Source organism: Sphingomonas sp. JC676 (assembly GCF_014489075.1).
Taxonomy (GTDB): domain Bacteria; phylum Pseudomonadota; class Alphaproteobacteria; order Sphingomonadales; family Sphingomonadaceae; genus Sphingomonas.
In genome coordinates this window covers 958,707-980,794 of record NZ_JACTGR010000001.1, presented here as the reverse complement: position 1 = coordinate 980,794, position 22,088 = coordinate 958,707, and the positions used below count along the sequence as shown (strand labels likewise).

General features: G+C 64.8%; 19 protein-coding genes. 9 read left to right on the top strand and 10 right to left on the bottom strand.

Annotated features, from left to right (window positions below; all coding sequences use genetic code 11):
- Nucleotides 1-3: 3 nt before the first annotated feature.
- Nucleotides 4-714, top strand: a complete 711-nt coding sequence (locus tag IAG41_RS04580; protein WP_187727362.1) for an SDR family NAD(P)-dependent oxidoreductase — start codon at nt 4-6, stop codon at nt 712-714.
- A 97-nt stretch (nt 715-811) separates the two neighbouring features.
- Here IAG41_RS04580 and IAG41_RS04575 read toward each other — a convergent pair whose 3' ends face one another.
- From IAG41_RS04575 to IAG41_RS04550, 6 genes are all read right to left on the bottom strand, one after another.
- Nucleotides 812-1,987, bottom strand: coding sequence for a serine hydrolase domain-containing protein (locus IAG41_RS04575; protein WP_262408441.1), 1,176 nt, complete (start codon nt 1,985-1,987; stop codon nt 812-814).
- Nucleotides 1,987-3,219 (bottom strand): SAM-dependent methyltransferase, encoded by a 1,233-nt coding sequence (locus tag IAG41_RS04570; protein ID WP_187727361.1) that lies wholly within the window; start codon nt 3,217-3,219, stop codon nt 1,987-1,989. Before IAG41_RS04570 ends, IAG41_RS04575 begins: the two co-directional genes overlap by 1 nt.
- Before the next feature lie 66 nt (nt 3,220-3,285).
- On the bottom strand, nt 3,286-3,759 hold the full coding sequence (locus IAG41_RS04565) for a hypothetical protein (protein WP_187727360.1): 474 nt from the start codon (nt 3,757-3,759) through the stop codon (nt 3,286-3,288).
- Nucleotides 3,759-4,793: a 2-oxoacid:ferredoxin oxidoreductase subunit beta gene (locus IAG41_RS04560; RefSeq protein ID WP_187727359.1), complete on the bottom strand. Its 1,035-nt coding sequence runs from the start codon at nt 4,791-4,793 to the stop codon at nt 3,759-3,761. Before IAG41_RS04560 ends, IAG41_RS04565 begins: the two co-directional genes overlap by 1 nt.
- A complete protein-coding gene (locus IAG41_RS04555; protein WP_187727358.1) occupies nt 4,790-6,733 on the bottom strand; it encodes a 2-oxoacid:acceptor oxidoreductase subunit alpha in 1,944 nt (647 codons plus the stop codon). Before IAG41_RS04555 ends, IAG41_RS04560 begins: the two co-directional genes overlap by 4 nt.
- An 83-nt stretch (nt 6,734-6,816) precedes the next feature.
- Nucleotides 6,817-7,731 (bottom strand): histone deacetylase, encoded by a 915-nt coding sequence (locus tag IAG41_RS04550; RefSeq protein WP_187727357.1) that lies wholly within the window; start codon nt 7,729-7,731, stop codon nt 6,817-6,819.
- A 45-nt stretch (nt 7,732-7,776) separates the two neighbouring features.
- Between IAG41_RS04550 and IAG41_RS04545 the strand changes: the two genes are divergently transcribed.
- The 8 genes from IAG41_RS04545 (at nt 7,777) to IAG41_RS04510 (ending at nt 15,793) form a co-directional block, all read left to right on the top strand.
- Nucleotides 7,777-8,256, top strand: coding sequence for an RNA pyrophosphohydrolase (locus IAG41_RS04545; RefSeq protein WP_187727356.1), 480 nt, complete (start codon nt 7,777-7,779; stop codon nt 8,254-8,256).
- 78 nt (nt 8,257-8,334) lie between these two features.
- Nucleotides 8,335-9,222 (top strand): YdiY family protein, encoded by an 888-nt coding sequence (locus IAG41_RS04540; protein ID WP_187727355.1) that lies wholly within the window; start codon nt 8,335-8,337, stop codon nt 9,220-9,222.
- Nucleotides 9,223-9,294: 72 nt separating this feature from the next.
- On the top strand, nt 9,295-10,506 hold the full coding sequence (locus IAG41_RS04535; RefSeq protein WP_187727354.1) for a hydrolase: 1,212 nt from the start codon (nt 9,295-9,297) through the stop codon (nt 10,504-10,506).
- Entirely contained in the window at nt 10,503-11,516 is a 1,014-nt protein-coding gene (locus tag IAG41_RS04530) for an arginine N-succinyltransferase (RefSeq protein WP_187727353.1), read from the top strand. Before IAG41_RS04535 ends, IAG41_RS04530 begins: the two co-directional genes overlap by 4 nt.
- On the top strand, nt 11,503-12,765 hold the full coding sequence (locus IAG41_RS04525) for an N-succinylarginine dihydrolase (RefSeq protein WP_187727352.1): 1,263 nt from the start codon (nt 11,503-11,505) through the stop codon (nt 12,763-12,765). Before IAG41_RS04530 ends, IAG41_RS04525 begins: the two co-directional genes overlap by 14 nt.
- Nucleotides 12,766-12,840: 75 nt before the next feature.
- Nucleotides 12,841-13,053, top strand: a complete 213-nt coding sequence (locus IAG41_RS04520) for a hypothetical protein (protein WP_187727871.1) — start codon at nt 12,841-12,843, stop codon at nt 13,051-13,053.
- Nucleotides 13,054-13,096: 43 nt separating this feature from the next.
- Nucleotides 13,097-14,116 carry a sensor histidine kinase gene (locus IAG41_RS04515; RefSeq protein WP_187727351.1) on the top strand — a complete coding sequence of 340 codons (1,020 nt, stop codon included), beginning with the start codon at nt 13,097-13,099 and terminating at the stop codon, nt 14,114-14,116.
- A gap of 84 nt (nt 14,117-14,200) precedes the next feature.
- A complete protein-coding gene (locus tag IAG41_RS04510) occupies nt 14,201-15,793 on the top strand; it encodes a pectate lyase (protein ID WP_187727350.1) in 1,593 nt (530 codons plus the stop codon).
- Nucleotides 15,794-15,885: 92 nt separating this feature from the next.
- Here IAG41_RS04510 and IAG41_RS04505 read toward each other — a convergent pair whose 3' ends face one another.
- The 4 genes from IAG41_RS04505 to IAG41_RS04490 all read right to left on the bottom strand — a co-directional run bounded on the left by IAG41_RS04505 (nt 15,886) and on the right by IAG41_RS04490 (nt 21,949).
- Nucleotides 15,886-17,127: a threonine synthase gene (locus IAG41_RS04505; protein WP_187727349.1), complete on the bottom strand. Its 1,242-nt coding sequence runs from the start codon at nt 17,125-17,127 to the stop codon at nt 15,886-15,888.
- 250 nt (nt 17,128-17,377) lie between these two features.
- On the bottom strand, nt 17,378-20,473 hold the full coding sequence (locus IAG41_RS04500; protein WP_187727348.1) for a hypothetical protein: 3,096 nt from the start codon (nt 20,471-20,473) through the stop codon (nt 17,378-17,380).
- Nucleotides 20,470-21,126 carry a hypothetical protein gene (locus tag IAG41_RS04495; RefSeq protein ID WP_187727347.1) on the bottom strand — a complete coding sequence of 219 codons (657 nt, stop codon included), beginning with the start codon at nt 21,124-21,126 and terminating at the stop codon, nt 20,470-20,472. The genes IAG41_RS04500 and IAG41_RS04495 overlap by 4 nt, the downstream gene beginning before the upstream one ends.
- Nucleotide 21,127: 1 nt before the next feature.
- A complete protein-coding gene (locus tag IAG41_RS04490; RefSeq protein WP_187727346.1) occupies nt 21,128-21,949 on the bottom strand; it encodes a hypothetical protein in 822 nt (273 codons plus the stop codon).
- Nucleotides 21,950-22,088 lie beyond the last annotated feature (139 nt).

Genomic DNA, 22,088 nt, shown 5'->3' with positions numbered 1-22,088 from the left:
CGAATGACCGACAAGCCCTTCGCCGACCAAATCGCGCTCGTCACCGGCGCCAGCCGCGGCATCGGCGCGGCCACCGCGCTCGCGCTGGGCGCGGGCGGCGCGCATGTTATCCTCACTGCACGCACCGCGGGGGGCCTGGAGGAGGTCGAGGAAGCGATCTACGCGGCGGGCGGCTCCGCCACGATCGCCCCGATGGATCTGACCGAGAACGAAAGCATCGCGCGGCTCGCCACGGCGATCGGCGAGCGCTGGCAGGCGCTGGACATGCTGGTGCTCAACGCCGCATCGCTCGGCACACTGAGCGCCGTCGCGGCGATCGACTTCAAGGAATTCGCCAAGGTGCTGACGCTCAACGTCACCGCCCAGGCGGCGATCCTAGCGGCGTTCGACCCGATGCTGCGCAAAGCCAAGCACGCGCGCGTGATCGGCGTCACCTCCAGCGTGGGGCGGACGCCGCGCGCCTATTGGGCGGTGTACGGTTCGTCCAAGGCGGCGTTCGAGAACCTCGTCCTGAGCTATGGCGAGGAAGTGCGCCATCTGAGCGGCGTTCGCGCCGCGATCCTCGATCCGGGCCCGACGCGGACCAAGATGCGCGCACGCGCCTTTCCGGGCGAGGATCCGCAGACGCTGAAGGCGCCGGAAGCGGTGGCGGAGCGGATCGCGGCGTTGATGGCCTCGGGCTTCGAGACCGGGCATTACGAGCGGGTCGAATAGCTCGCCTTACCGTCATACCGGCGAAAGCCGGGATCCAGAGCCACGCGCGACACAGCAGAGAAACCCTGGGCCCCGGCTTTCGCCGGGGTGACGGTGACTATTTGGTGGTCGCCGTCTCGAACAGCTTGTCGAGGAAAGCGGTGCGCGCGATTCCATAGGCGTCGTCGGTGGCCTTGGCCGCGGCGGCGGAGACGACGATCACCGTCCGGGTCCTGGGATCGATGCGGATCGTCTGGCCGAAAATGCCCTGCGCGCCGAAGCGGCCCTTGGGATAGGTCCACCATTGATAGCCATAGCCGCGGCCCGGCACGCCGATATCGGCATGCGTTTTGGTCGATTCGGCGAACCAGCCGGCGGGCACCGCGCCCTTGCCGCCTTCGAGCACGAACTGCGCCATCCGGGCATAGTCGCGCAGGCTCACCGAGAGGCAGCAGCCGCTGACCTCGTGGCCCGCGGGATCGACCATCCAGAAGGCATCCTGCTCCATGCCATAGGGCTTCCAGACCTTGTCGCTGAGATAGGTCGCGAGCGGCTTGCCGGTGGCACGCATCACCAGCACGCCGATCAGATTGGTCTCGCCGGTCTTGTAGACCCATTTGCTGCCCGGCGAGGTCTCGCGCGGGAGGTTCTTCATATAGTGGACGGTGGGGTCCTCGCCCGCGGGCACGGGCTCGAGGAACATGCGCGCCACGTCCGACTTCACATCGGTATAATCCTCGTTCCACTTGACGCCTGAGGTCATGGTCAGGAGCTGCTGGATGGTGACGCCGTCATAGCCGCTGCCGGCAAGCTCCGGGATATACTTGGTGACCGGCTCCTGGACCGACTTGATATAGCCGTCCCTGATCGCGGCGCCGACCAACGTCGAGGTGAACGACTTGGCGACCGAGAAGCTGGTCCAGCGGCCTTCGGGGCCATAGCCGCGGGCATAGCGCTCCAGCACCACCTTGCCGTCCTTGAGCACGATCAGGCCGGCGACATTCTGGGTGTCGAGGAACGCTTCGATCTCGCCCTCGGCAATCGCCAGCGGCTTTCCCGCGGGTAGCGGATGGACCTTGCCGCCCGCCTTGACGATATGGCCGGGGAAGATCTTCTCCATATGCGGGAAATTGGCGTCGCGCTGGGCCTGGCTCCAGAACAGTATCTCGGCGCCGACTTTCCGGAGCCCCGCATTGTCCTGGGGATTGATCGGCACGTCAGGGGAATCGACCGCCTGCGCCATTGCCGGCCCGCTCGTCAGCAGCGCGAGCGCCGCCAGCCATGTCCTGCCCATCATCCCTCCTTGATCAGCGTCATTTGAATGACGTCTATGCCCCCGCCGCGGAAGCCGCCCTCACAATACATGAGATAGTAGCGCCACAAATCGATGAATCGCGCGTCGAATTGCGCGGGTAGCGCCCTGGCCTTGGCGGCGGCATCGAAATTCTCGCGCCAGCGCTTGAGCGTCTCGGCATAGTCCGGCCCGAAATTGACCTGGTCTCGCCATTCGAGGCCCTGCGCGGCGGTGATTGCACGGAATCGGCTCTCGGAGAGCAGTAACCCACCGGGGAAGATATAGGTCTGGATGAAGTCGACATTGGCGGCATAGCCAAGGAACATCGCGTCGTCGAAGGTGATGATCTGCAGCGCCGCCCGGCCGCCGGGCTTGAGCGCGCGGGCGATCGCGGCGGCATAGGCCTGCCAATATTCCTGCCCCACCGCCTCAGCCATCTCGATGCTGACGACCGCGTCATAGCTGTCGGTGACGTCCCGATAGTCGGTGAGCGAGAAGCGCGCGCCTTCGAAGCCGGCGGTGCGCGCCTCGGCATAGGCTTTCTGCTCGGTCGAGAGCGTGATGCCGTGGAGGCGGCGGCCCTGGCGCAGCGCCAGTTCGGCGAAGGAGCCCCAACCGCTGCCGATTTCCAGAATTGTTTCGCCCGGCGCAGTTGCCGTGCGGGCGAGCATGGCCTCCAACTTCGCTGCCTGCCCCGCTTCCAGCGATTCCGCGGGAGAGGTGAAGAGCGCGCTCGAATAGGTCATCCCCGCATCGAGCCAGGGAAGGTAGAAGTCGTTCCCCAAGTCATAATGGAATGCGATGTTTCGCCGCGCTCCGCCGCGATGGTTCCGCCGCAGCCAGTGCCAGAAGCGCCGCGCCCATAGCGAGAAGCCGGTCGCGCGGGCCTGATCGGCCAGGCTGGCGCGGTTGAGGCTGAACAGCGCGAAAAGCTGGACCGGATCGGGGCTGGCCCATTCGCCTTTCTGCCAGGCTTCATACCAGCCGCTGGAGCCACCAGTCGCGAGGCGGACCAGCGCGCGCCAGCTGCGAAGATCGACGACGGCAGCCGGACCCGGCCCGCGCTCGCCGAGCAGGCGCCCGCGACCATCCGGCGTCATGACTTCGAGACTGCCGGCATCGATCGCCCCGTCCATGCGATCGAGCTGCCGGTGGAAGAAGGGTGCGAAGAGCGCGAGAAGACCGCCGGAGCGCCCTTCCCTCTGGGTTCGATCCTGCGCCGGTGCGTTCATCGGGCCGCTACATGCACGCCCGGATTGGCCGGGCAAGCCCTAACTCGCTTCGACCGAGCGAGGCGGTCACGGCGCGCGAGCGAGATGCCGGACATCGGCGCAGAGCGCTTCCTCCCGCTGCAATATTCCCTGGCCCGCCGGATGCCAGTCGAGCGTTTCGAAATTGCTGCGATCAAGACACGCGACCGTGTCCGCGAAGGCGAAGGTCACCACCTCATAGCGCCCGTATGGAAGGCGCTCGACCACGAGGATCGCAGGGCGGCCGGGCGGTCGCGGGCGCCAGAAGTCCGTCAGTGGCATGTCCGCCGTAGCCATGAACTCGGCAGGCATGGGCTTGCCGAACAGCGTCTCCGTCCGATCGAACGATCCGATCGGTCGGGGGCACCCTTCAGGGTCGCAACCCTGGTCGAACTGCAGTGGCACGATGCCGCCCACGCCGGTGACCCGGGCGATGACAAGCGAGAAATCGCGCGGCGCTGCTTCCTGCGCCGGCGCGCCAACCGGCATTGCGAGTGCGAGCAGGGCAGCTACGCGCTGCATCAGATCGCGTGCGGTTCCTTTTCGACCATCCAGGTCTGGCCCTTGGCGACCAGCTTCTGGAGATCGGGGATCTTGCCCTCGCTCGCGGCCTTGTTCTGCGCGACGACAGCGCTTTCGAAGGTCGGCGCGGGATCATCGTAGAGCACGCCTAGCGCCATCGGGAATGGCCCGAACGGCATCTCGACCAGCATGTGCGCGACCGCGCGATTGGTGACGTTGTGGACGATCACGTTCGCGGCTTCCCAGTCGCCGTCGACGACATCAACTACCTTGAGGGTCAGCCGCTCGATATCCAGCGACAGGCCCTTGGTGCCACCGGCGAAGAGCAAAGGCTTGCCATGCTCGCACCACAGCTGGTTGGCGACCGCATTGGGCTTGGCGGTGAAGGGCTCGAAGACGTCGTCATTATAGACGATGCAGTTCTGGAAGATCTCGATGAAGGCGGCACCCTGGTGCGCGTGGGCGGCCTTGAGGACTTCGGGAAGGCGCTTGTGGACGTCGATCCCGCGCGCGACGAAACGCCCGCCCGATCCGAGCGCGAAGGCGCAGGGCTTGGCCGGATGATCGACCGAACCGAACGGCGTGGAGGGCGAACGCGTGCCCTCGCGGCTGGTCGGCGAATATTGCCCCTTGGTGAGGCCGTAAATCTCGTTGTTGAACAACAGCACCTGGCAGTTCAGATTCCGCCGCAGCAGATGCATCGTGTGGTTGCCGCCGATCGACAGCGCGTCCCCGTCACCGGTGATGATCCACACGTCGAGATCGGGATTGGCGAGCTTGACCCCCGTCGCCACCGCCGGCGCACGGCCGTGGATGGTGTGGAAACCATAGGTCTCCATGTAATAGGGGAAGCGCGACGAGCAGCCGATGCCGCTGACGAACACGGTATTCTCGGGCGTGCCGCCGATCTCCGGCATGGTGCGCTGCACCGCCTTGAGGATCGCATAGTCGCCGCAGCCTGGGCACCAGCGGACCTCCTGGTCGGTTTCCCAGTCCTTGGGGGTGCTGGGGCGGATAGTCGTCAGTTCGTTCATGGATTCACAGCCTCCGGGCTGGGCAATTGCGTATTGTCGGGGCCGATTTCCTCGGCGCCCGCGCCGGCGAGGTGGCGGGTGATCGCGGCCTCGATCTCGGCGATGGCGAAGGGCTGGCCCGACACCTTGTTGAGCGGCACCGCGTTGACCAGGAACTGGTCGCGCAGCACGGTCTTGAGCTGGCCGGTGTTCATTTCTGGTACGAGGACATGCTCGTAACTCTTGAGCAACGGCCCCAAATTCTTCGGCATCGGCCAGATGTGGCGGATATGGACATGGCTGACGTCGAGGCCCTTGTTGCGGGCGCGACGGACGGCCTGGTGGATCGGGCCGAAGGTCGATCCCCAACCCACCACGACGAGCTTGCCGCCCTCCTGGCCCATTTCGACCTTCTGATCGGGGATGTCGATGTTCGCAACCTTGTCGCGGCGGATGTCGGTCATCGCCTGGTGGTTGGCGGGCGAATAATCGATGTTGCCGCTGCCTAACGCCTTCTCGATGCCGCCGATGCGGTGGAGCAGGCCTGGCGTGCCGGGCTTGACCCAGGGGCGCTTGAGCTTCGCGTCGCGGGCATAAGGCTGGAACTTCTCGCCCTCGGCCGGAAGCTCGGTGTGGAATTCCACCGGGAAGGGCTTGTAGGTGCTCATGTCGGGCACCTTCCAGGGTTCGGCGGCATTGGCGATATAGCCGTCGGTCAGCAGCATGACCGGGGTCATGTATTGCGTGGCGATGCGCACCGCCTCGATCGCAACGTCGAAGCAGTCGGCGGCCGAGCGCGCGGCGATCACCGGCATCGGCGAGTCGCCGTTGCGGCCATAGACGGCCTGATACAGATCCGATTGCTCGGTCTTGGTGGGAAGTCCGGTCGAGGGACCGCCGCGCTGGCTGTTGACGATGATCAGCGGCAGCTCGGTCATGATCGCGAGGCCCATTGCCTCGCCCTTGAGCGCGATGCCGGGGCCGGAGGAGGATGTCACACCGAGCTGGCCGGCATAGGAAGCGCCCAGTGCGGAGGCGATCGCGGCGATCTCGTCCTCGGCCTGGAAGGTGGTGACACCATATTCCTTGTAGCGTGCCAGTGCGTGGAGGATCGCTGAGGCGGGCGTGATCGGATAGCCGCCGAAGAACATCGGCAGGCTCGCCAGCTGCGCGCCGGCGACCAGGCCGAGCGAGATCGACTCGGCGCCGGTGACGGTGCGGTACAGGCCCGGTTCGGACGGCGCTGCCGCGACATGGCGCTGCGAGATGCCCATCGCACCGAGCTCGGCGGTCTCGCCATAAGCATGGCCGGCGTTCAGTGCGGCGATATTGGCCTCGGCCAGCTCGGGCGCTTTGGCGAACTTGGTCCTGAGCCATTCGACCAGCGGCGCGCGGTCGCGATCGAACATCCAGAGCGCGAGACCCAGCGTCCACATATTCTTGCAGCGCAAAGCCTCCTTGTTGCCAAGCCCGAAGGGCTTCACGGCATCGAGGGTGAGCTGCGAGATGTTGAGCTTGAGCAGCTGCCACTTGCCAAGGCTGTCGTCCTCGAGCGGGTTCGCGGCGTATTTGGCCTTGTCGAGGTTGCGCTGGCCGAACTCGCCCTCGTCGGCGATGATCAGGCCGCCGGGCTTCAACGCCTCGACATTGGTCTTGAGCGCGGCCGGGTTCATCGCGATCAGCACGTCGGGCTGGTCGCCCGCGGTATCGATCTCGGTCGAGCCGAAATTGATCTGGAAGGCCGAGACGCCGAACAGCGTGCCCTGCGGCGCGCGGATCTCGGCGGGGAAATCGGGGAAGGTCGCGAGATCGTTGCCGGCGAGCGCGGTGGAGAGCGTGAACTGCCCGCCAGTGAGCTGCATGCCGTCGCCGGAATCTCCAGCGAAGCGGACGACGATCGTTTCTGGTGCCGGGTTCGCCGAAGCCTCTTCGGGCGTCAGCTGATGGGCGGCGGTTGCCATGGCCGGTAATTTCCTGCGGTGTTTGTCTATCGTTGCGAGCGCTCTACGCCTCACAGTCACGCAACCCAAAGTAGAAAATGCCTTTACGCATGCAAAGGCTGCTTTGCCGCCGCCAATCCCAAAGCGAGAATCGAGGCGACGTGGCGGCGCGAAACTTCAAGCGCGTCGAGGCCGTAGCCGCCGCCCAGGGCGCTCGCGAAAGGAATGCCGCGGGCCCGCAACGTGGTGGCGATCCAGGTATCGCGTGTGGTCAAGCCATCATAGCTGAGCGCGAGCCGGCCCAGCCGGTCCTCGGCGAAGGGGTCGACGCCGGCCTGGTAGAGCACGAGATCGGGGGCGAACTGGTCGATCAGCGGCGGCAGCGTCGTCGAGAGTGCTTCGAGATAGCCAGCATCATCGGTGCCGTCCGCCAGCGGCACGTCGAGCGTCGAGCGCGCCTTGCGGACCGGGAAATTCTTGTCGGCATGGATCGAATAGGTCGCGATGTCGCTCCGCCCAGCGGTGAGCGATGCGGTGCCGTCGCCCTGGTGGACGTCGCAATCGACGATCAGCACGCGTTCGACCGTCCCCTCCTCCACCAGCCGCACCGCGGCGATGGCGAGATCGTTGAACACGCAATAGCCCGCGCCGGTATCGGCGAGCGCGTGGTGGCTGCCGCCTGCGCTGTTGGCGGCATAGCCATGCTCCAGCGCCAGCAGCGCCGCGAGCCAGGTGCCGCCGGGCACGACTTGCGAGCGCGCCGCGACCTGCGGCGTAACCGGGAAACCGATCCGCCGCTCCTTGGCGGGCGGGACACGCGCCTCGATCACCTCGGCGACATAGTCAGGGTCGTGCACCGCCTCGAGCCAGCGGCGCGGCATCGGCTCGGGCTCGTGCCAGGCGAATATGCCGCCATGCTCGCGCAGCAGGTCGCGGACCAGGCCGTTCTTGTTCCACTGATACTGGCTGCGCGCCGGCGCGGGTGCGACGTAATGAGGGTGATGGACGACGGGAATCACATCCCCAAGCTAGGCGCCGCGCGCCCGCGCAGCTAGAGGGGCGGCATGACTGACATCGCTTCCCTACCCTATCGGCCTTGCGCCGGCGTGATGCTGATCAACCGCGAGGGCCGCGTGTTCGTCGGCCAGCGGCTCGATTCGACGCTGGAGGCCTGGCAGATGCCGCAGGGCGGGATCGATCCGGGCGAGGACCCGCTCGACGCCGCCTATCGCGAGCTGTGGGAGGAAACCGGCGTGGTGCGCGAACATGTCGAACTCGTCGCCGCGGCGCCCGAGGAGCTGACCTATGACCTGCCCGAGGAGCTGGTGGGCAAGATCTGGAAGGGTAAGTGGCGCGGCCAGCGTCAGCGCTGGTTCCTGTTCCGCTTCCTGGCCGAGGATGGCGACGTCGACATCGCCACCGCCGAACCAGAATTCCGCGCGTGGCGCTGGGCCGACCCCAAGGACCTTCCCGAGCTGATCGTGCCGTTCAAGCGTGAACTCTATCGCGAGGTTCTGCGGGTCTTTGCCGGGCAGCTGGCATAGCCCGGGGCTCTACGCTTGCTACAACAGGGAAACACGCTGCCCTTTTGACGCCAAAAACCTGTGGCTAAGGACCTGACGATGCGCGCCCTGCTTCTCGCCCTGCCGCTGCTCCTCGCCAATGCCGAGGATCCGACGATCCCGCCGACGATCAAGTCGATGCTGGATGCGGCGATGGAATCGGGCAGCGAGGCCGATGTCGCGGTGATCGTGAAATATGCCAAGAACGCCGATCCAGCGAGCGCCGACCTGGTGATGCGGATCGCCTCCGATTGGCGCAACGAACGGCAGCAGACCGCGCAGCGCAAGCTCCGCGAGGCGGATTTCCTCGATCTGGTCAAAGGCCATGCCGAGCTCGGCGGCTATGTCTCCACCGGCAATACGGAAAATATCGGCCTGAGCGCCGCGATCCAGCTCCGCCGCGAAGGCATCGAATGGCGGCACAAGCTGCGGTTCCAGGCCGATTACCAGGAGAGCCTGGGCGTCACCACGCAGGACCGTTACCTCGCCGCCTATGAGCCGAACTGGAAGTTCGACGATCGTGCCTATCTGTATGGCGCGGCGCAGTATGAGCGGGACCGCTTCTCGGGTTTCAACAGTCGCTTCTCGCTGTCGGCGGGCGCCGGCTACAGCGCGATCAAATCGTCCGCGATGAAGCTCGATCTCGAGCTTGGGCCGGCATTTCGTCAGACCGACTTCATCGATCAGACCGCGGAGAGCAACGTCGCCGCGCGCGGATCGCTCGATTTCGGGTGGAAGGTGTCGCGCGGAATCTCGGTGACGCAGACCGCTTCCGCCTATCTCGAGCAGTCGAACAGCACCGTTGCGACCAAATCGGCGCTGCTCACCAAGCTGATCGGGCCGCTATCGGCGCAGTTCAGCTATTCGGTGCAGTTCGAAAGCATGCCGCCGATCGGGCGCAAGACCACCGACACGACCAGCCGCGCGGCGCTCGTCGTCGACTTCTGAGCTTGCGGGGCTATGGCCGGATAAACGGGCCAGGGGTGTTCAATCCCGGTCCATCCGGGCTACCAGCCAGGGATGACCAAGCTTTCCGTAGTCGAGCAGGTGGCAGTCGAGCAGGTGCGCGATGCGCCGATGCTCGCGCGGGTCCAGGCCTGGACCGCGATCAACAGTGGCACACGCAATCTTGCCGGCCTCCGGAAGATGGCGGATGCGCTGGCGGAGGGTTTTGCGGCCCTTCCGGGCGAGCTGGCGCTGGTGGACCCGGATCCGGTGGAAACTGTCACCGGCGATGGGCGCATTGAATCGATCGGGCACGGCCGACATCTGCATTTGAAGGTAAGGCCGGAGGCTCCGGTGCAGATCCTGCTGACCGGGCATATGGATACGGTGTTCGGCGCGGATCACCCGTTCCAGCAGGGCCGCTGGCAGGATGATGGCAGTCTCAACGCGCCTGGCGCTGCCGACATGAAGGGCGGGCTTTCGCTGATGCTCGCGGCGCTGGAGGCCGTGGAGGCGAGCCCGCTTGCGGCCGGTCTCGGCTATGAGGTGCTGATCAATTCGGACGAGGAGACCGGTTCGCTTTCTTCGCGCGGGCTGATCGAGCGATCGGCGCGCGGCAAGATTGCGGCGCTCACCTATGAACCGGCACTACCCGATGGCACGTTGGCGGGCGCGCGGGGTGGCACCGGCAATTTCTCGCTGATCGTGCGCGGCAAGAGCGCGCATGCCGGGCGCAATCCGGATGAGGGCCGCAACGCGCTGGTGGCGGCCGCCGCGCTGGCGGTGCGGCTGGCCGACGCCAGGGCGCCGGGCCTTTCGGTGAACCCGGCGCGCATAGACGGGGGCGGACCCAATAATGTGGTCCCCGATCTCGCCATATTGCGCGTCAATTTCCGGCCCAAGGACGCCGACTCGATCGCGCGCGCGCAGGTCGCGCTGGACGAAGCATCGGCTGCCGTTTCCGCCGCTTACGACGTGCAGGTCGAAGTCCATGGCAGCTTCAATCGCCCACCCAAGCCGCTCGACCCGGGCGCCGAGAAATTGTTCGCGCTGGTCAAGCAGGCCGGCGCCGATCTCGGCATCCCGATCGCCTGGAAGGCAACCGGCGGCGTCTGCGACGGCAACAATATCGCTGCGTGCGGCGTCCCCGTGGTCGACACGATGGGCGCGCGGGGCGGTGCAATCCATTCCGCGGAGGAATTCCTGATCCCCGAAAGCCTGCCCGAGCGCGCCGCGCTCTCCGTAGTCACCATCCTCCGCATCGCTGAAGGGAGCTTCCGGCCATGAGCTTCCGCATCCGTGCCGCGCGCGACGAGGACCTGCAGCACCTCTACGAGATGGCGAAGCTGACCGGCGGCGGCTTCACCAATCTGCCGCCTGAGAAGGACGCGCTGCGCAACAAGCTGATCCGCAGCCACAAGGCATTCGAGCGCCCCGACGATGGCGGCGCGCATGACGATCTATATGTCCTGATTCTGGAGAATGCCGAGACGGGCGAGGTGCGGGGCACCTGCCAGATCTTCACGCGGGTCGGCCAGCACTGGCCCTTCTACAGCTATCGCATCGCCACCGAAACCAAGCATAGCCAGGAACTGGAGCGTACCTTCCGCGCCGAGATATTGAGCCTGGTCAACGATCTGGAGGGGTGCAGCGAGGTCGGCGGGCTGTTCCTTCATCCCGGCGAGCGCGCCGGCGGGCTGGGAATGCTGCTCGCGCGCAGCCGCTACATGTTCATCGCCCGCCACCGCGCGCGCTTCGCCGACCGCATTCTCGCCGAACTGCGCGGGGTGATCGACGAGGCGGGCGGATCGCCCTTCTGGGACGGCGTGGCGGGGCGCTTCTTCGGGATGAATTTCCAGCAGGCCGACGAATTCAATGCCTCGCACGGCAACCAGTTCATCGCCGACCTGATGCCCAAGCATCCGATCTACACCGCGATGCTGACCGAGCACGCCCGCTCGGTGATCGGCCTGCCCCACCCCTCGGGCCGCGCGGCGATGCGCATGCTCGAGAATGAGGGCTTCGCGTTCGAGAACTATGTCGACATCTTCGATGGCGGCCCGACGATGACCGCACGCACCGATCAGGTTCGGACGGTGCGCGATGCGGCAACGGTGAAGGTCGTGGCAATCGAGGCGGGTGGCGAGCCTGCGCTCATCGCGATCGGCCATCTTGCCGAGTTCCAGGTGACGCAGGGACGCGTGAAGGCGGTGGAAGGCGGCGTGGCAATCGACCCGGTCGCGGCGGAAACGCTGGGCGTGAACATCGGCGAAGAGGTCATGCATGTCGCGCGCTGAGCTGGTCGAGATCAATTTCGACGGCGTCATCGGGCCGAGCCATAATTATGCCGGCCTCAGCCCCGGTAACCTTGCCGCGACGAAGAACCGGGGCGAGACCGCGCATCCCCGCGCCGCGGCGCTGCAGGGGATCGCCAAGATGCGCGCGAACCTCACGCTGGGCCTGACCCAGGGCGTGCTGCTCCCCCATGCCCGGCCCGACCGGCAATGGCTGGCGGCGCTCGGAACCGGCTACGACCACGCCCCGCCGCACACCCAGGCGCAGGCGCTTTCGGCCTCGTCGATGTGGGCGGCCAATGCCGCCACGGTCTCGCCCGCGCCCGACACCCTGGATGGGCGCTGCCACCTGAGCGTCGCCAATCTCGCGACGATGCCGCATCGCAGCCACGAATGGCCCGAGACGCTGGCGCAGCTCCGCCTCGCCTTCGCCGATGCCGCGTTCGCGGTGCACGCACCGGTACCGCCGCCTTTTGGCGACGAGGGCGCCGCCAATCACATGCGGCTCGCCGCCACGCACGACGCGCCGGGGATCGAGATCTTCGTCTACGGCATCGCCGGCGGGCCCTTCCCTGCCCGGCAACATCCCGACGCAAGCGCAGCCGTCGCGCGGCGCCATGGGCTCGATCCGGCACGAACGCTGTTCGTCCAGCAGTCCGAGCAGGCGATCGCCGCGGGTGCCTTCCACAACGATGTGGTCGCGGTCGCCAACGGCAATGTCCTGTTCGCGCACGAGCAGGCGTTCGAGGACAAGGCGCACTTCTACGACTTGCTACGCCGCGCGATGCCCGAAGTCGAGATCGTCGAGGTGCCCGCGGCACGTGTAAGCTTGGCCGACGCCATCGCCTCCTATCTGTTCAACGCTCAACTGGTGACGCTTCCATCGGGGGAAATGGCGCTGATCCTGCCGAGCGAGGCCCGCGCCACGCCCAGCGTGTGGAACTGGCTGCAGGAGCATGTCGCCGGCAATGGCCCGATCCGGCAGCTCGAAGTGGTAGATGTCCGCGAATCCATGGCCAATGGCGGCGGCCCGGCATGCCTCAGGCTGCGCGTCGTCGCCGATCCGGCGACGATCGATCCGCGCTTCCTGGTGGATTATGCCAGGCTCGACCGCATTGCCCAGGTGGTCGAAGCGCATTGGCCCGAGGAGATCCCCGCCGGTGCCATTGCCGATCCGGCGCTGATCGCGCGGATCGAGGGCGCACGCCGCGCGCTGTTCGAAGCACTCGATCTCCCAGAACTGTCGAATTAACTTACAGGTAACCAAGTCCGTTAACGCGGAAAGACGCGATTCCGCCATTGGTGCGGGAATTGCTTGATGGCTAGCATGCTGTCCCGTGTCGCTAGCCTCTTCAGGATCAAGTCGAAGTTCGAGGGGTTCCTCGTGATCTTCGGTCTCGCCACCGGCGCGGCCGAGCGCGGTGTTCATTATCTCGGCCAATATCCTGGCTGGGGCGGCTGGCTGCTCTTCGCCGCCTGCCCGGTCGCGGTGTTCATGGCGGGCAGCAAGATCATCGAGAGTTTCGACATTCCCGAATGATTGTGCGAGGTTGCCCCGGCTGGAACCGTTTAGGGGCACGCAATTGTTCAGGCGCATGTTCTCGATACTCGCCGCACAGGCCTTTGTGGTCGCGCTGGCAATCGGAGGGCTGCTCTTCGGGGCTTCGCGCTATCCTGCGATCGGCACCAACCCCATCGTCATCGCCGCGATCGCCGCCTGCCTGTTCCTCGCAATGCTGTTCGTCGCCCATCTCCTCGCCAAGCGCTGGACGCGGCCACATCTGGAACTGCATCGTCTCAGCCGTGCGGCGGCCGAAGGCGATGACGAACTGACCTTCGAGGAGATCGGCCCGCCCGAGACGGTGGCGACGATGCGCAACCTCCAGTTCGCCGCCAGCCGCTTCAACCGGCTCGAAAATGCCCGGCGCACCTGGCTGGTGTCGATCTCCGACGAACTGAAGCAGCCTGCAGAGAATTTCGGCGAGCATTTCATCGCGCTGTGCGCGGTCCAGCCGCCGCTGCCGGCGCCTTTGCTCGACGCGATCGAGGAGGATGCTCGCCGGCTGATCAACATCGCCGACGACCTAGACGCAGTCGCGCTCGCCGATCTCGGGCGGTTCGCGGTCACCCCGGCCGAGATCGATGCGCGGGCGCTGGTGCACAATGCCGTGCTAAACCATCAGCCCCGCGCGCGGGCGCTGGGCGTCGAATTGCTGTCCGACGAGCTTCCGGACCATGAGATCCTGGTCGAATGGGACGCGCCCCGGATCGAGCAGGTGACCGACGCGCTCATCGAGAATGCTCTGCGCTACACGCCGCCTGGCGGCAGGATATTGATCGGATTGCGGGGCGCGCGCGACGCCTGGCGGCTGATCGTCGACGACAGCGCGCCCGGCATCGATATCGGCCTGGCGCAGAGTCTGTTCGATCCCTTCTATCGCACCGCAGATCCCGCAAGCGATGCGGGCTCTGCCTCGGCGCTAGGCCTCGCGACGGCGCGGGCGATCATCGAGGCGCATCATGGACGAGTCGAGACCAGCGGCTCACCGCTCGGCGGATTGCGCGTGACTGTGGTGCTGCCGGCCAAGCCCCCCATGGCCTGACCGGCCGACAATTTGTGCTACCGGTGTCATCGCTGCTTTGCTAAGTCCGGACGCAATCAAAAAGAGAATCGACGGAGGCGAGGAATGCGGTCGGCACTTCAAAGGGCCCTGGCTTGGCTGTTCGCGGCGCTTGCGCTGCTGGCGATGGCCCAGCCGGCAGCGGCGCAGGACAAGAAAAGGATCGAGGACACGATGAAGCGCGCGACGCGCTTCATGGTCGAGAAGGTCGCCAACAATGGCGGCTATGTCTGGTCCTATCTCCCCGACATGTCGCGCCGCTGGGGCGAGATGGAAGCCTATCCGACGATGATCTGGGTCCAGCCGCCGGGGACGGCGACGATGGGCCACCTGTTCCTCGACGCCTATCACGCGACCGGCGACGACTATTACCTCCAGGCTGCCGAAAAGGCCGCCGATGCGCTGGTCGCGATCCAGCAGGACAATGGGGGCTGGCATTATTTCGGCGATTTCGGCGGCGAGGCATCGACCAAGCGCTGGTACGAGACGATCGGCAAGAACGCTTGGCGGCTCGAGGAATTCCAGCATTACTGGGGTAACGCGACCTTCGACGATGCCGGTACGTCGGAGAGCATGCAGTTCCTGCTGCGGCTCTATGTCGAGAAGCACGATCCCCGGTATCTACCGGCGCTCAAAAAGGCGCTGAACTTCGTGCTGGAGAGCCAGTATCCGATCGGCGGCTGGCCGCAGCGCTTTCCGCTGAAGAGCGAATTCAGCCATCATGGCAAGCCGGATTACACCAGCCTCATCACCTTCAACGACGACGTCGCGGGCGAGAACATCCAGTTCCTGCTCTATTGCTACCAGGCGCTGGGCGGCGACCAGAAGGTGTATGACGCGATCATCCGCGCGATGAACGTCTTCATCGTCACGCAGCAGGCCGCGCCCCAAGCCGGCTGGGGGCTGCAATATACGCTCGATCTCAAGCCGATCGGCGCGCGCACCTATGAGCCGACCGCGCTGGTGACACACACCACCGCGTCCAACATCCGGCAGCTGATGCGCTTCTACCGGCTGACCGGCGACAAGAAGTTCCTGGCGCGCATCCCCGAGGCGCTCGACTGGCTCGAATCGGTCAAGCTGCCGGCGGACAAGGTCAAGAACGGCCGCGCCTATCCGACCTTCATCGAGATCGGCACGAACCGCCCGCTCTACGTCCATCGCCGCGGCTCGAACGTCGTCAACGGCGAATATTATGTCGATTATGATCCCGAGAAGACGATACAGCATTATGGATCGACCCGCGCGATCAACGTGCCGGCGCTGCGCAAGGAATATGAGACGCTGAAGGCATCGGATCCCGCCGTCATCGCCAAGGATTCACCGCTGACGCCCGGCCCGGCGCATGCCCTGTCCCGCTATTTCCTGGTCGAGGACTTCGCGACGTCGGATCTGAATACCGAAAAGGGCAAGCGCGACACCACGACGCTGGTGAAGACGCTCAACGCCCAAGGCTGGTGGCCGACCGAGCTCAAGGCGACGAGCAACCCCTATATCGGCGACGGCTCCGCCACGCCGCCTTCGGGCGATTTCAGCATGACCCATGTCGGCGATGCGAGCGACACCTCGCCGTACAACACCGATCACCCGGTGATCGGGATTTCCACCGGCACCTATATCGAGAATATGAAGGTTCTGATCGGGGCTTTGGGGAAGTAGATCGAAACCGTTCCCCAGCGAAAGCAGGGGTCCAGGGTAACGAACGCCCCGCTTGCGGCACTGGGCTCCTGCTTTCGCAGGAGCACTGGAAACTAGAGCGCGGCCCAGTCGATCGGGCCGTCCTTGTCGAGCGTGCGCGACTGATCGGCCATCGGGTATTTGAGGCCGGTCGCGCAGTTGAACAACACCGCGCGCTCGTCGGGCGAGACCAAGCCACGATCGACCGCCGCGCGCCATGCCGCCAGCGTCGCACCGCCTTCGGGACAGAGCAGCAGCCCGTCGTGCCGCGCGGCATCGTCGACCGCCTGGACGATCGCCGCGTCGCTCACCGCCATCGCGATGCCGCCGCTTTCGCGCACCGCATCGAGGATCAGGAAGTCGCCCACCGCCTGGGGCACGCGGATGCCCGCCGCGACGGTATGGGCATTCTCCCAGCGCGTCGCGTGGCGCTCGCCGGCTTCGAACGCTCGGACCATCGGCGCGCAGCCCTCGGCCTGCACCGCGATCATTTTCGGGCGCTTCGAGCCGATCCAGCCCAAAGCCTCCATCTCGGCAAAGGCCTTCCACATGCCAATCAGCCCGGTGCCGCCGCCGGTGGGATAGAAGATCACGTCGGGAAGCTGCCAGTCGAGCTGCTCGGCGAGCTCGAGGCCCATCGTCTTCTTGCCCTCGATTCGATAGGGTTCCTTGAGCGTCGACAGGTCGAACCATCCACGCTCCTTCGCGCCCTGCCCGACCAGCTTGCCGCAATCGTCGATCAGGCCGTTGACGCGGTAGACGCGCGCGCCCTGGGCGGCGATCTCGCGGACGTTGATCTCGGGCGTGTCGGCGGGACAGAAGATCACCGATTCGATCCCCACCCGGGTCGCATAGGCGGCCGCTGCGGCGCCAGCATTGCCGTTGGTCGGCATCGCGATCGTCGTGACGCCCAGTTCCTTGGCCATGGAGATAGCCATCACCAGCCCGCGTGCCTTGAAGGAGCCGGTGGGGAGCCGCCCCTCGTCCTTGACCAACAGATTGGCGGCGCCCTTCTCCCGACCGATCTTGTCGAGCGGGATGATCGGCGTGGCGTTCTCCCCTAGGCTGACGATGTTATGCGCGTGGCGGACCGGGAGCAGTTCGCGATAGCGCCACAGGTCGGCGGGGCGCCCTGCCAGCTTTTCCCTGGTCAGTGCGCCGCGCACGCCTTCCAGGTCGTAGCGCACCAGCAGTGGCCGCGCGACGCGCGACAGGCCGTGAAGCCGGTCGGCCTCATAGCGCTCGCCGGTCATCGAGCATTCGAGATGGGTGACGAAGGTGGACCGCTCGGCGGTGAGGTTGGCATCGTGCAGCATGCCGCCCGCCTTAGCGGGGCCACTGCAATAGCCAATCCATGTCGAAGGAAAAATTGACGCACCTGAGCCGCCCCGGTTGCGCTCATCACGCGCCTGCCGCCCGCGGTCGCGCTTCTCACGGATCCAGATAGCGAAGGCCCGGAGGAGTTCTCCTCCGGGCCTCCATTGCTCGTATCTAATTGATTAGATACTCCCTCTATCTACCTGCAATACCATGTTTGCATCGGATTGGGGGCAGGTCAGAGTTCCGTCAAGGTGCCTTTGCTACCGCCCCAACGCGATCGCCGGTCGCGCGGACATGATTGTTGATGTCGACCGGCCACCGCGCCGTCGCGATCGTCCGGCCGCTCCAGGTCGGTGCCCAATAGCCATTTGCGAAGGTAAGCCCGGAAACGATGCCGGTGCTTGCGTTCGTGCCGCCATTGAACCCGGGATCGGTAGTCCTGATCCAATGATTATTGTCGTTCGCGCCGTTGCCATTCCGGCCGAAGCCCTGTTGCGGGAAGGTGCCGGCCGACCAGGGCGAGGCGTTCGTTACCGGCATCCCGTCGTAGCTGTTGCCCTGAATGATCGAGTCACGGACGTAGAAGCCGTCGAGTCCGAATCCGGTACCGTTGCCCGTCCGGAAAACGAATTTCCCGCCCGACGAGGTGCCGGTTGCCGGATCGCCGGCGAGGATGGTCGAATTGACCACATTGAAGTTGATCGCACCGCCCTGGAACTGCGAATAAAACGCCAGGTTGCTGGTGTTCGCAATGATGGCGTTGATGATCGCCACGTCCTTGAGCGCGCCGGGAGCGAAATAGGTCGCGCTGGCGACATTGCTATCGAACGCTTCCGTGAGGGTCCCCGTGCACACGCCGAAGGTGGCGCAATCGGCCGTAGCTACACGACGATACCACAGGGGTGACGCCGCGAGCTGGATCATGTCCTTGGCCCTGATCTTCGGCATGATCAGGGTGTGCATAGTGCGGCTGGTGACGGTCCCGAGGTTTTGGCTCAGCGTCCAGTTATTCGAGAACATCTCCTGAGCGGAGACGGTGCCGGCATCCTGATCCAGCGTCCAGGTGGTGCCGCTGCCCGCCGTGATATGCAGTTCGGCGGGCGCCCCCGGATAATTGACCAACTGGCCGATCGCGAGCGCCGTTCCTGGCGTCACGCTGTTAACGGTCAGGGTCGTACCGGAAATTTGCCCGTTGAACTTCGCATAGGAGCCGTCCGAGACGGTCAGGCTAGCGGGCGCGCCCGAATAGTTGACAAGCTGCCCGATCGCGATCGTCCCGGTTATGTCCGTGACGTTCATCCGAGTGCCGTTGATATAGGCGGTCACGGTCGCGAGATCGGGCACCGAGACGGTGTAGTTGACGTCGCTGGTCGTGATCGTCCCGGCATGTGGTCGGGGGAGGTTGTTCGTCTGATTGAACATCGGCTGAAAAGTCAGCCCGACGGCCTTGTACTTATAGACGAAGACGTTTTCGTTTTGGGAAGTCAGGCTCTCGATTCCGAGCTGTTGAAAGGCGTCGGCGTGGAAGGTGAGATAGGGAAATAGCTTGTCGCCAGGGACCAGCGCGCGGAGATCGCCCAACACGGTGATCCGGCTGGCGAGCACGTCCGCGGCGCTGATGCCGACCGTCCCACCACTATTGATCGGGTAAGCGCACTGGCCTGAATCGCAGTCGGTACCGCCGCCTGCCAGCGCACCGGTCAGCACGCGCATTGAGTGGTTGGGTTGTACGGTGCCAGTGGCGAGCTGTGGCCAAATCTTGTAGTGCGCGCCGCTGATATTGCAGGACGCGGGCGTTGCCATGGTGATCGGGAGCGATCCGGGCGCGGTGGTGCCGGGAAGCGCATATTGGTTGAACAGGTTGGTGTGTTTGACAGTGTAGGTTTCGCCGACCGCGCACCCGTCCGTAAAGGTGAACCGCTGGCCGTTGACGAGTCGCGGCGCGGCACTGAAAAGCGCGCTCAGGCTCCCCGACGCCATGGTGATCGTGTCGGGCGCGGCATAGGGGGCGAGATAGATCGTGGTGCGCGAAACGCCATCCCAGACAACCGCCTGTCCGCCCGGCACGTCGGCGTTCTCTGCGACTCTGACAATCCCCTCATAAGCCTTAGCCGAATGAAATTCGGTCACCGTCTGGTCAAAAGTCAGACCGAAGACGTTCGGCGGCGATGCGGTGAAGGTAAGCCCGTCCGCGCTGTTCGTATAGCTGGAGTTGCGATACAGATTGGCGCCAGTGAAATGTGGGCCGTCACCCGTACTTTCTATGACGTTGAACTGATTGAACGGTACCACATTCGCAATAAAGAATTGCTGATTGAGCCCGTCCGGCCCGTTCGCCGACCAATAGCCAGCGCTGTACCCGTCGATGACGCGGCCGTCCAAGCCGTTGCTGTCGATGAACCGCACATGATCGAAAACGTAGTTTCCGCCATAGGGGTGATTGTTGGCGTCGCCCCCGGTGATCGCCTGAATCTTCGATTGGTCGATCGTTAGGTTGCGGAAGCGCGCATTGGCGATCCGCATGGTCCAGGTACCGAGAAAGATGCGCCGATCGCTGCGGCTGATGACAACCTGATCGGGGGTAAGGCCGTCGTCCGGTTCGACTAGCGTCATGCGGCCGGAATTGGTGAACGCGCTAGAGGTATTATCCTCGTTATAGGTCCCCGCCGCCATCTTGATGACGTAGCGGGCTGTCGGGCTAACGACCTTCGAGAACGCATAGGTGAGGGTCTGGCAACGCTGCGTCGGATTGGTGCAAGGGTTGTTCGCCGGGGCGGTGTTGCTGCCGCTCGGCGAGACATAGAGATATTGGGGAGCGTTCAGACCGTTGGTGTCGAGCGTAACGGGGAGCTTGACCAGGCGCTCATAGCCGCTGTTCGGCACGACGCGGGCATAGAGTATCGCCTCGCCGGATTTGCCGGGCGGTGCCCGTAGTCGGACGTTGTAGAGCCACATATCGAGCCGGGCATTGTACGTCGGCGCGGTCACACGCACAGTGTTGCCCTCAAGCGTGAAGTCGACATAGGCGATGCCGGTGTCGAGATACGCGCCCAAGCCGATCGTGTGATCGGTCGAGTCGATCCACATCTTCTCGGGCTCGGCGAAGCGCGCGATCGCCTTTTGCGGGAAGCTGCCGATCTGGGTCGCGCTTTCGGTCAACGGCCCGCCGCTATTGCCGCTATCCGCGACACCGGTCCAATCATTCCCAGCGACTAGCGTCATCGCTGCGGGTGCGCTGCTGCTGGCTGAGCCAATTTTGATGCGGAAATGCTGCGCCTCCACTGGGGAGGCGAAGCAAGCGAGGATAAGCAGCGCAAAGGCCGCGATCATTCGGATGGTCATGGGATGCTGCTCACATGATAATAGATCAGCGCGTCGCTCGAGCTGCCATATTCGACGAGCGTGGCGCCGGTGATGTCAGGCGTATTGGCGTAAGGATGATTCCAACTGAGTCCGACTTTTCCCTGCGAACTGCTGCCGATGCTCAACGTGCTGGCGAAACCGTAGATATAGGTCGGCGTATTGATCGTGCCGGCGTAAGTCTGGAACGCTGCCGTGCCGCCAGCGGCAGAATCGACCTCGATTCCGACCCAATAGACGCCGCGCGTGGTGATGGAGACTGCGCTGCTGAGGTTGCAGCTTTTGAAACCAACCGTGCCCGTCGAAATCGTGCAGTTGATCGATGTTCCGGTCGGCCGCCCGCCGCTTGAAGCCGACCACAGGTGGAGCCTGGCACTACCCCCGCTCGCCGCGGTTCCGAGATATACCGCAAGGTTGTCGATCGTGATCGGACGCGAAATGACGAGAGGCGAAAGGCGCAGATTTCCGACTGGCATTACCTGGCCACCGGCCACCGTCACCATCATCGACGGGTAATAATTGCTGACGGTATAGATCGGCACCGGGCTCGTGTTCGTCGCCGGTGGTTGTACGACCGTCTGGGCCGCCGCACTCAGCGGCAGCACGAATGCGAGAATTGCTAGCATGCTGCGCATGTCACGGGGTCCTTTCATTGGCGCGAGCGTTTCCGGTCGCAGTGTCCCAGATCATCCAGACTTCGCCGGTCCAATCGCTGGGGCAGATGAATTGCGCGTGGGGTGCGGTGGTCGATCCCAGCATCTCCGCCGTGAAAAGCGTCGTCGAGACGGTGGTCCCCAGATTGATCCTGGCGTTCGATGTGGAATCATTGACGATCGAACAGCCGCTGCGTGCAGCATTGGCGTTCAGCACTTTCACCGCCGATGCCGAGGCGGGCGTAGTCGTGCCCGTCCCGGTCGCGCTCTTGGACGCGACCACGGCTAGCGATCCGGAGTTGGATTTCGGGCCCAGCGAGGTCGGGAACAGCGCGTTGAGCGCAGTTTGGTTCGCGGCCGTCGCGGCGCCGGTAGGCAGGCTGATCGTCCCGCTGATGCCGCCAAGCGTCCAACTGCCCGACTGGGTGACCGCGACGGGCGTCGTATCGACCGAGGAATTGTAGATCCCCTTGAGGATCGCGACCATGCTGGCGGAGCCCGAACCGGTATACGCTCCGTCGATCGGTGTGCCGATGCCGGCTTCAAGGCCGTCGACATAGCCATTCAGCGTGTTCTGCAGCGCGGCTGAAGCATCACCGCAGCCAGAGACGCATTTCACCGGCAGGCCGTTGGTATCGCTGACCGGTGCGGCGGTATCCCCCAGATCGCCGGTCGTGATGGCAACCTGGCGGACGTTGCCGATGTTACTGATCGTTCCAGGGGATTCGGTTTGCGCGAACGCGACGTTCGGCGTCAGGCATTCGAGCGCGCACAGCAACGCCCCTGCCCTTACGAGCATCTTCATCGATCAATTCCTTTAAAAATGGACGAGCGGAATCACGCTGGCACAGCCAGAATCGGGTGAGCCGAGCGTGCCCGTCATGTGACCCTCTGATGTCAGCGCCAATGCAAACGCGACACCTTTGCGTGACGGCCTAGTGATT

Bases quoted from the DNA above. Each gene is read 5' to 3' on its own strand.
- IAG41_RS04580 (WP_187727362.1), top strand. From the start codon at position 4: ATGACCGACAAGCCCTTCGCCGACCAAATCGCGCTCGTCACCGGCGCC.
- IAG41_RS04575 (WP_262408441.1), bottom strand. From the start codon at position 1,987: ATGGGCAGGACATGGCTGGCGGCGCTCGCGCTGCTGACGAGCGGGCCG.
- IAG41_RS04570 (WP_187727361.1), bottom strand. From the start codon at position 3,219: ATGAACGCACCGGCGCAGGATCGAACCCAGAGGGAAGGGCGCTCCGGC.
- IAG41_RS04565 (WP_187727360.1), bottom strand. From the start codon at position 3,759: ATGCAGCGCGTAGCTGCCCTGCTCGCACTCGCAATGCCGGTTGGCGCG.
- IAG41_RS04560 (WP_187727359.1), bottom strand. From the start codon at position 4,793: ATGAACGAACTGACGACTATCCGCCCCAGCACCCCCAAGGACTGGGAA.
- IAG41_RS04555 (WP_187727358.1), bottom strand. From the start codon at position 6,733: ATGGCAACCGCCGCCCATCAGCTGACGCCCGAAGAGGCTTCGGCGAAC.
- IAG41_RS04545 (WP_187727356.1), top strand. From the start codon at position 7,777: ATGACTGACATCGCTTCCCTACCCTATCGGCCTTGCGCCGGCGTGATG.
- IAG41_RS04540 (WP_187727355.1), top strand. From the start codon at position 8,335: ATGCGCGCCCTGCTTCTCGCCCTGCCGCTGCTCCTCGCCAATGCCGAG.
- IAG41_RS04535 (WP_187727354.1), top strand. From the start codon at position 9,295: ATGACCAAGCTTTCCGTAGTCGAGCAGGTGGCAGTCGAGCAGGTGCGC.
- IAG41_RS04530 (WP_187727353.1), top strand. From the start codon at position 10,503: ATGAGCTTCCGCATCCGTGCCGCGCGCGACGAGGACCTGCAGCACCTC.
- IAG41_RS04525 (WP_187727352.1), top strand. From the start codon at position 11,503: ATGTCGCGCGCTGAGCTGGTCGAGATCAATTTCGACGGCGTCATCGGG.
- IAG41_RS04520 (WP_187727871.1), top strand. From the start codon at position 12,841: ATGCTGTCCCGTGTCGCTAGCCTCTTCAGGATCAAGTCGAAGTTCGAG.
- IAG41_RS04510 (WP_187727350.1), top strand. From the start codon at position 14,201: ATGCGGTCGGCACTTCAAAGGGCCCTGGCTTGGCTGTTCGCGGCGCTT.
- IAG41_RS04505 (WP_187727349.1), bottom strand. From the start codon at position 17,127: ATGCTGCACGATGCCAACCTCACCGCCGAGCGGTCCACCTTCGTCACC.
- IAG41_RS04500 (WP_187727348.1), bottom strand. From the start codon at position 20,473: ATGACCATCCGAATGATCGCGGCCTTTGCGCTGCTTATCCTCGCTTGC.
- IAG41_RS04495 (WP_187727347.1), bottom strand. From the start codon at position 21,126: ATGCGCAGCATGCTAGCAATTCTCGCATTCGTGCTGCCGCTGAGTGCG.
- IAG41_RS04490 (WP_187727346.1), bottom strand. From the start codon at position 21,949: ATGAAGATGCTCGTAAGGGCAGGGGCGTTGCTGTGCGCGCTCGAATGC.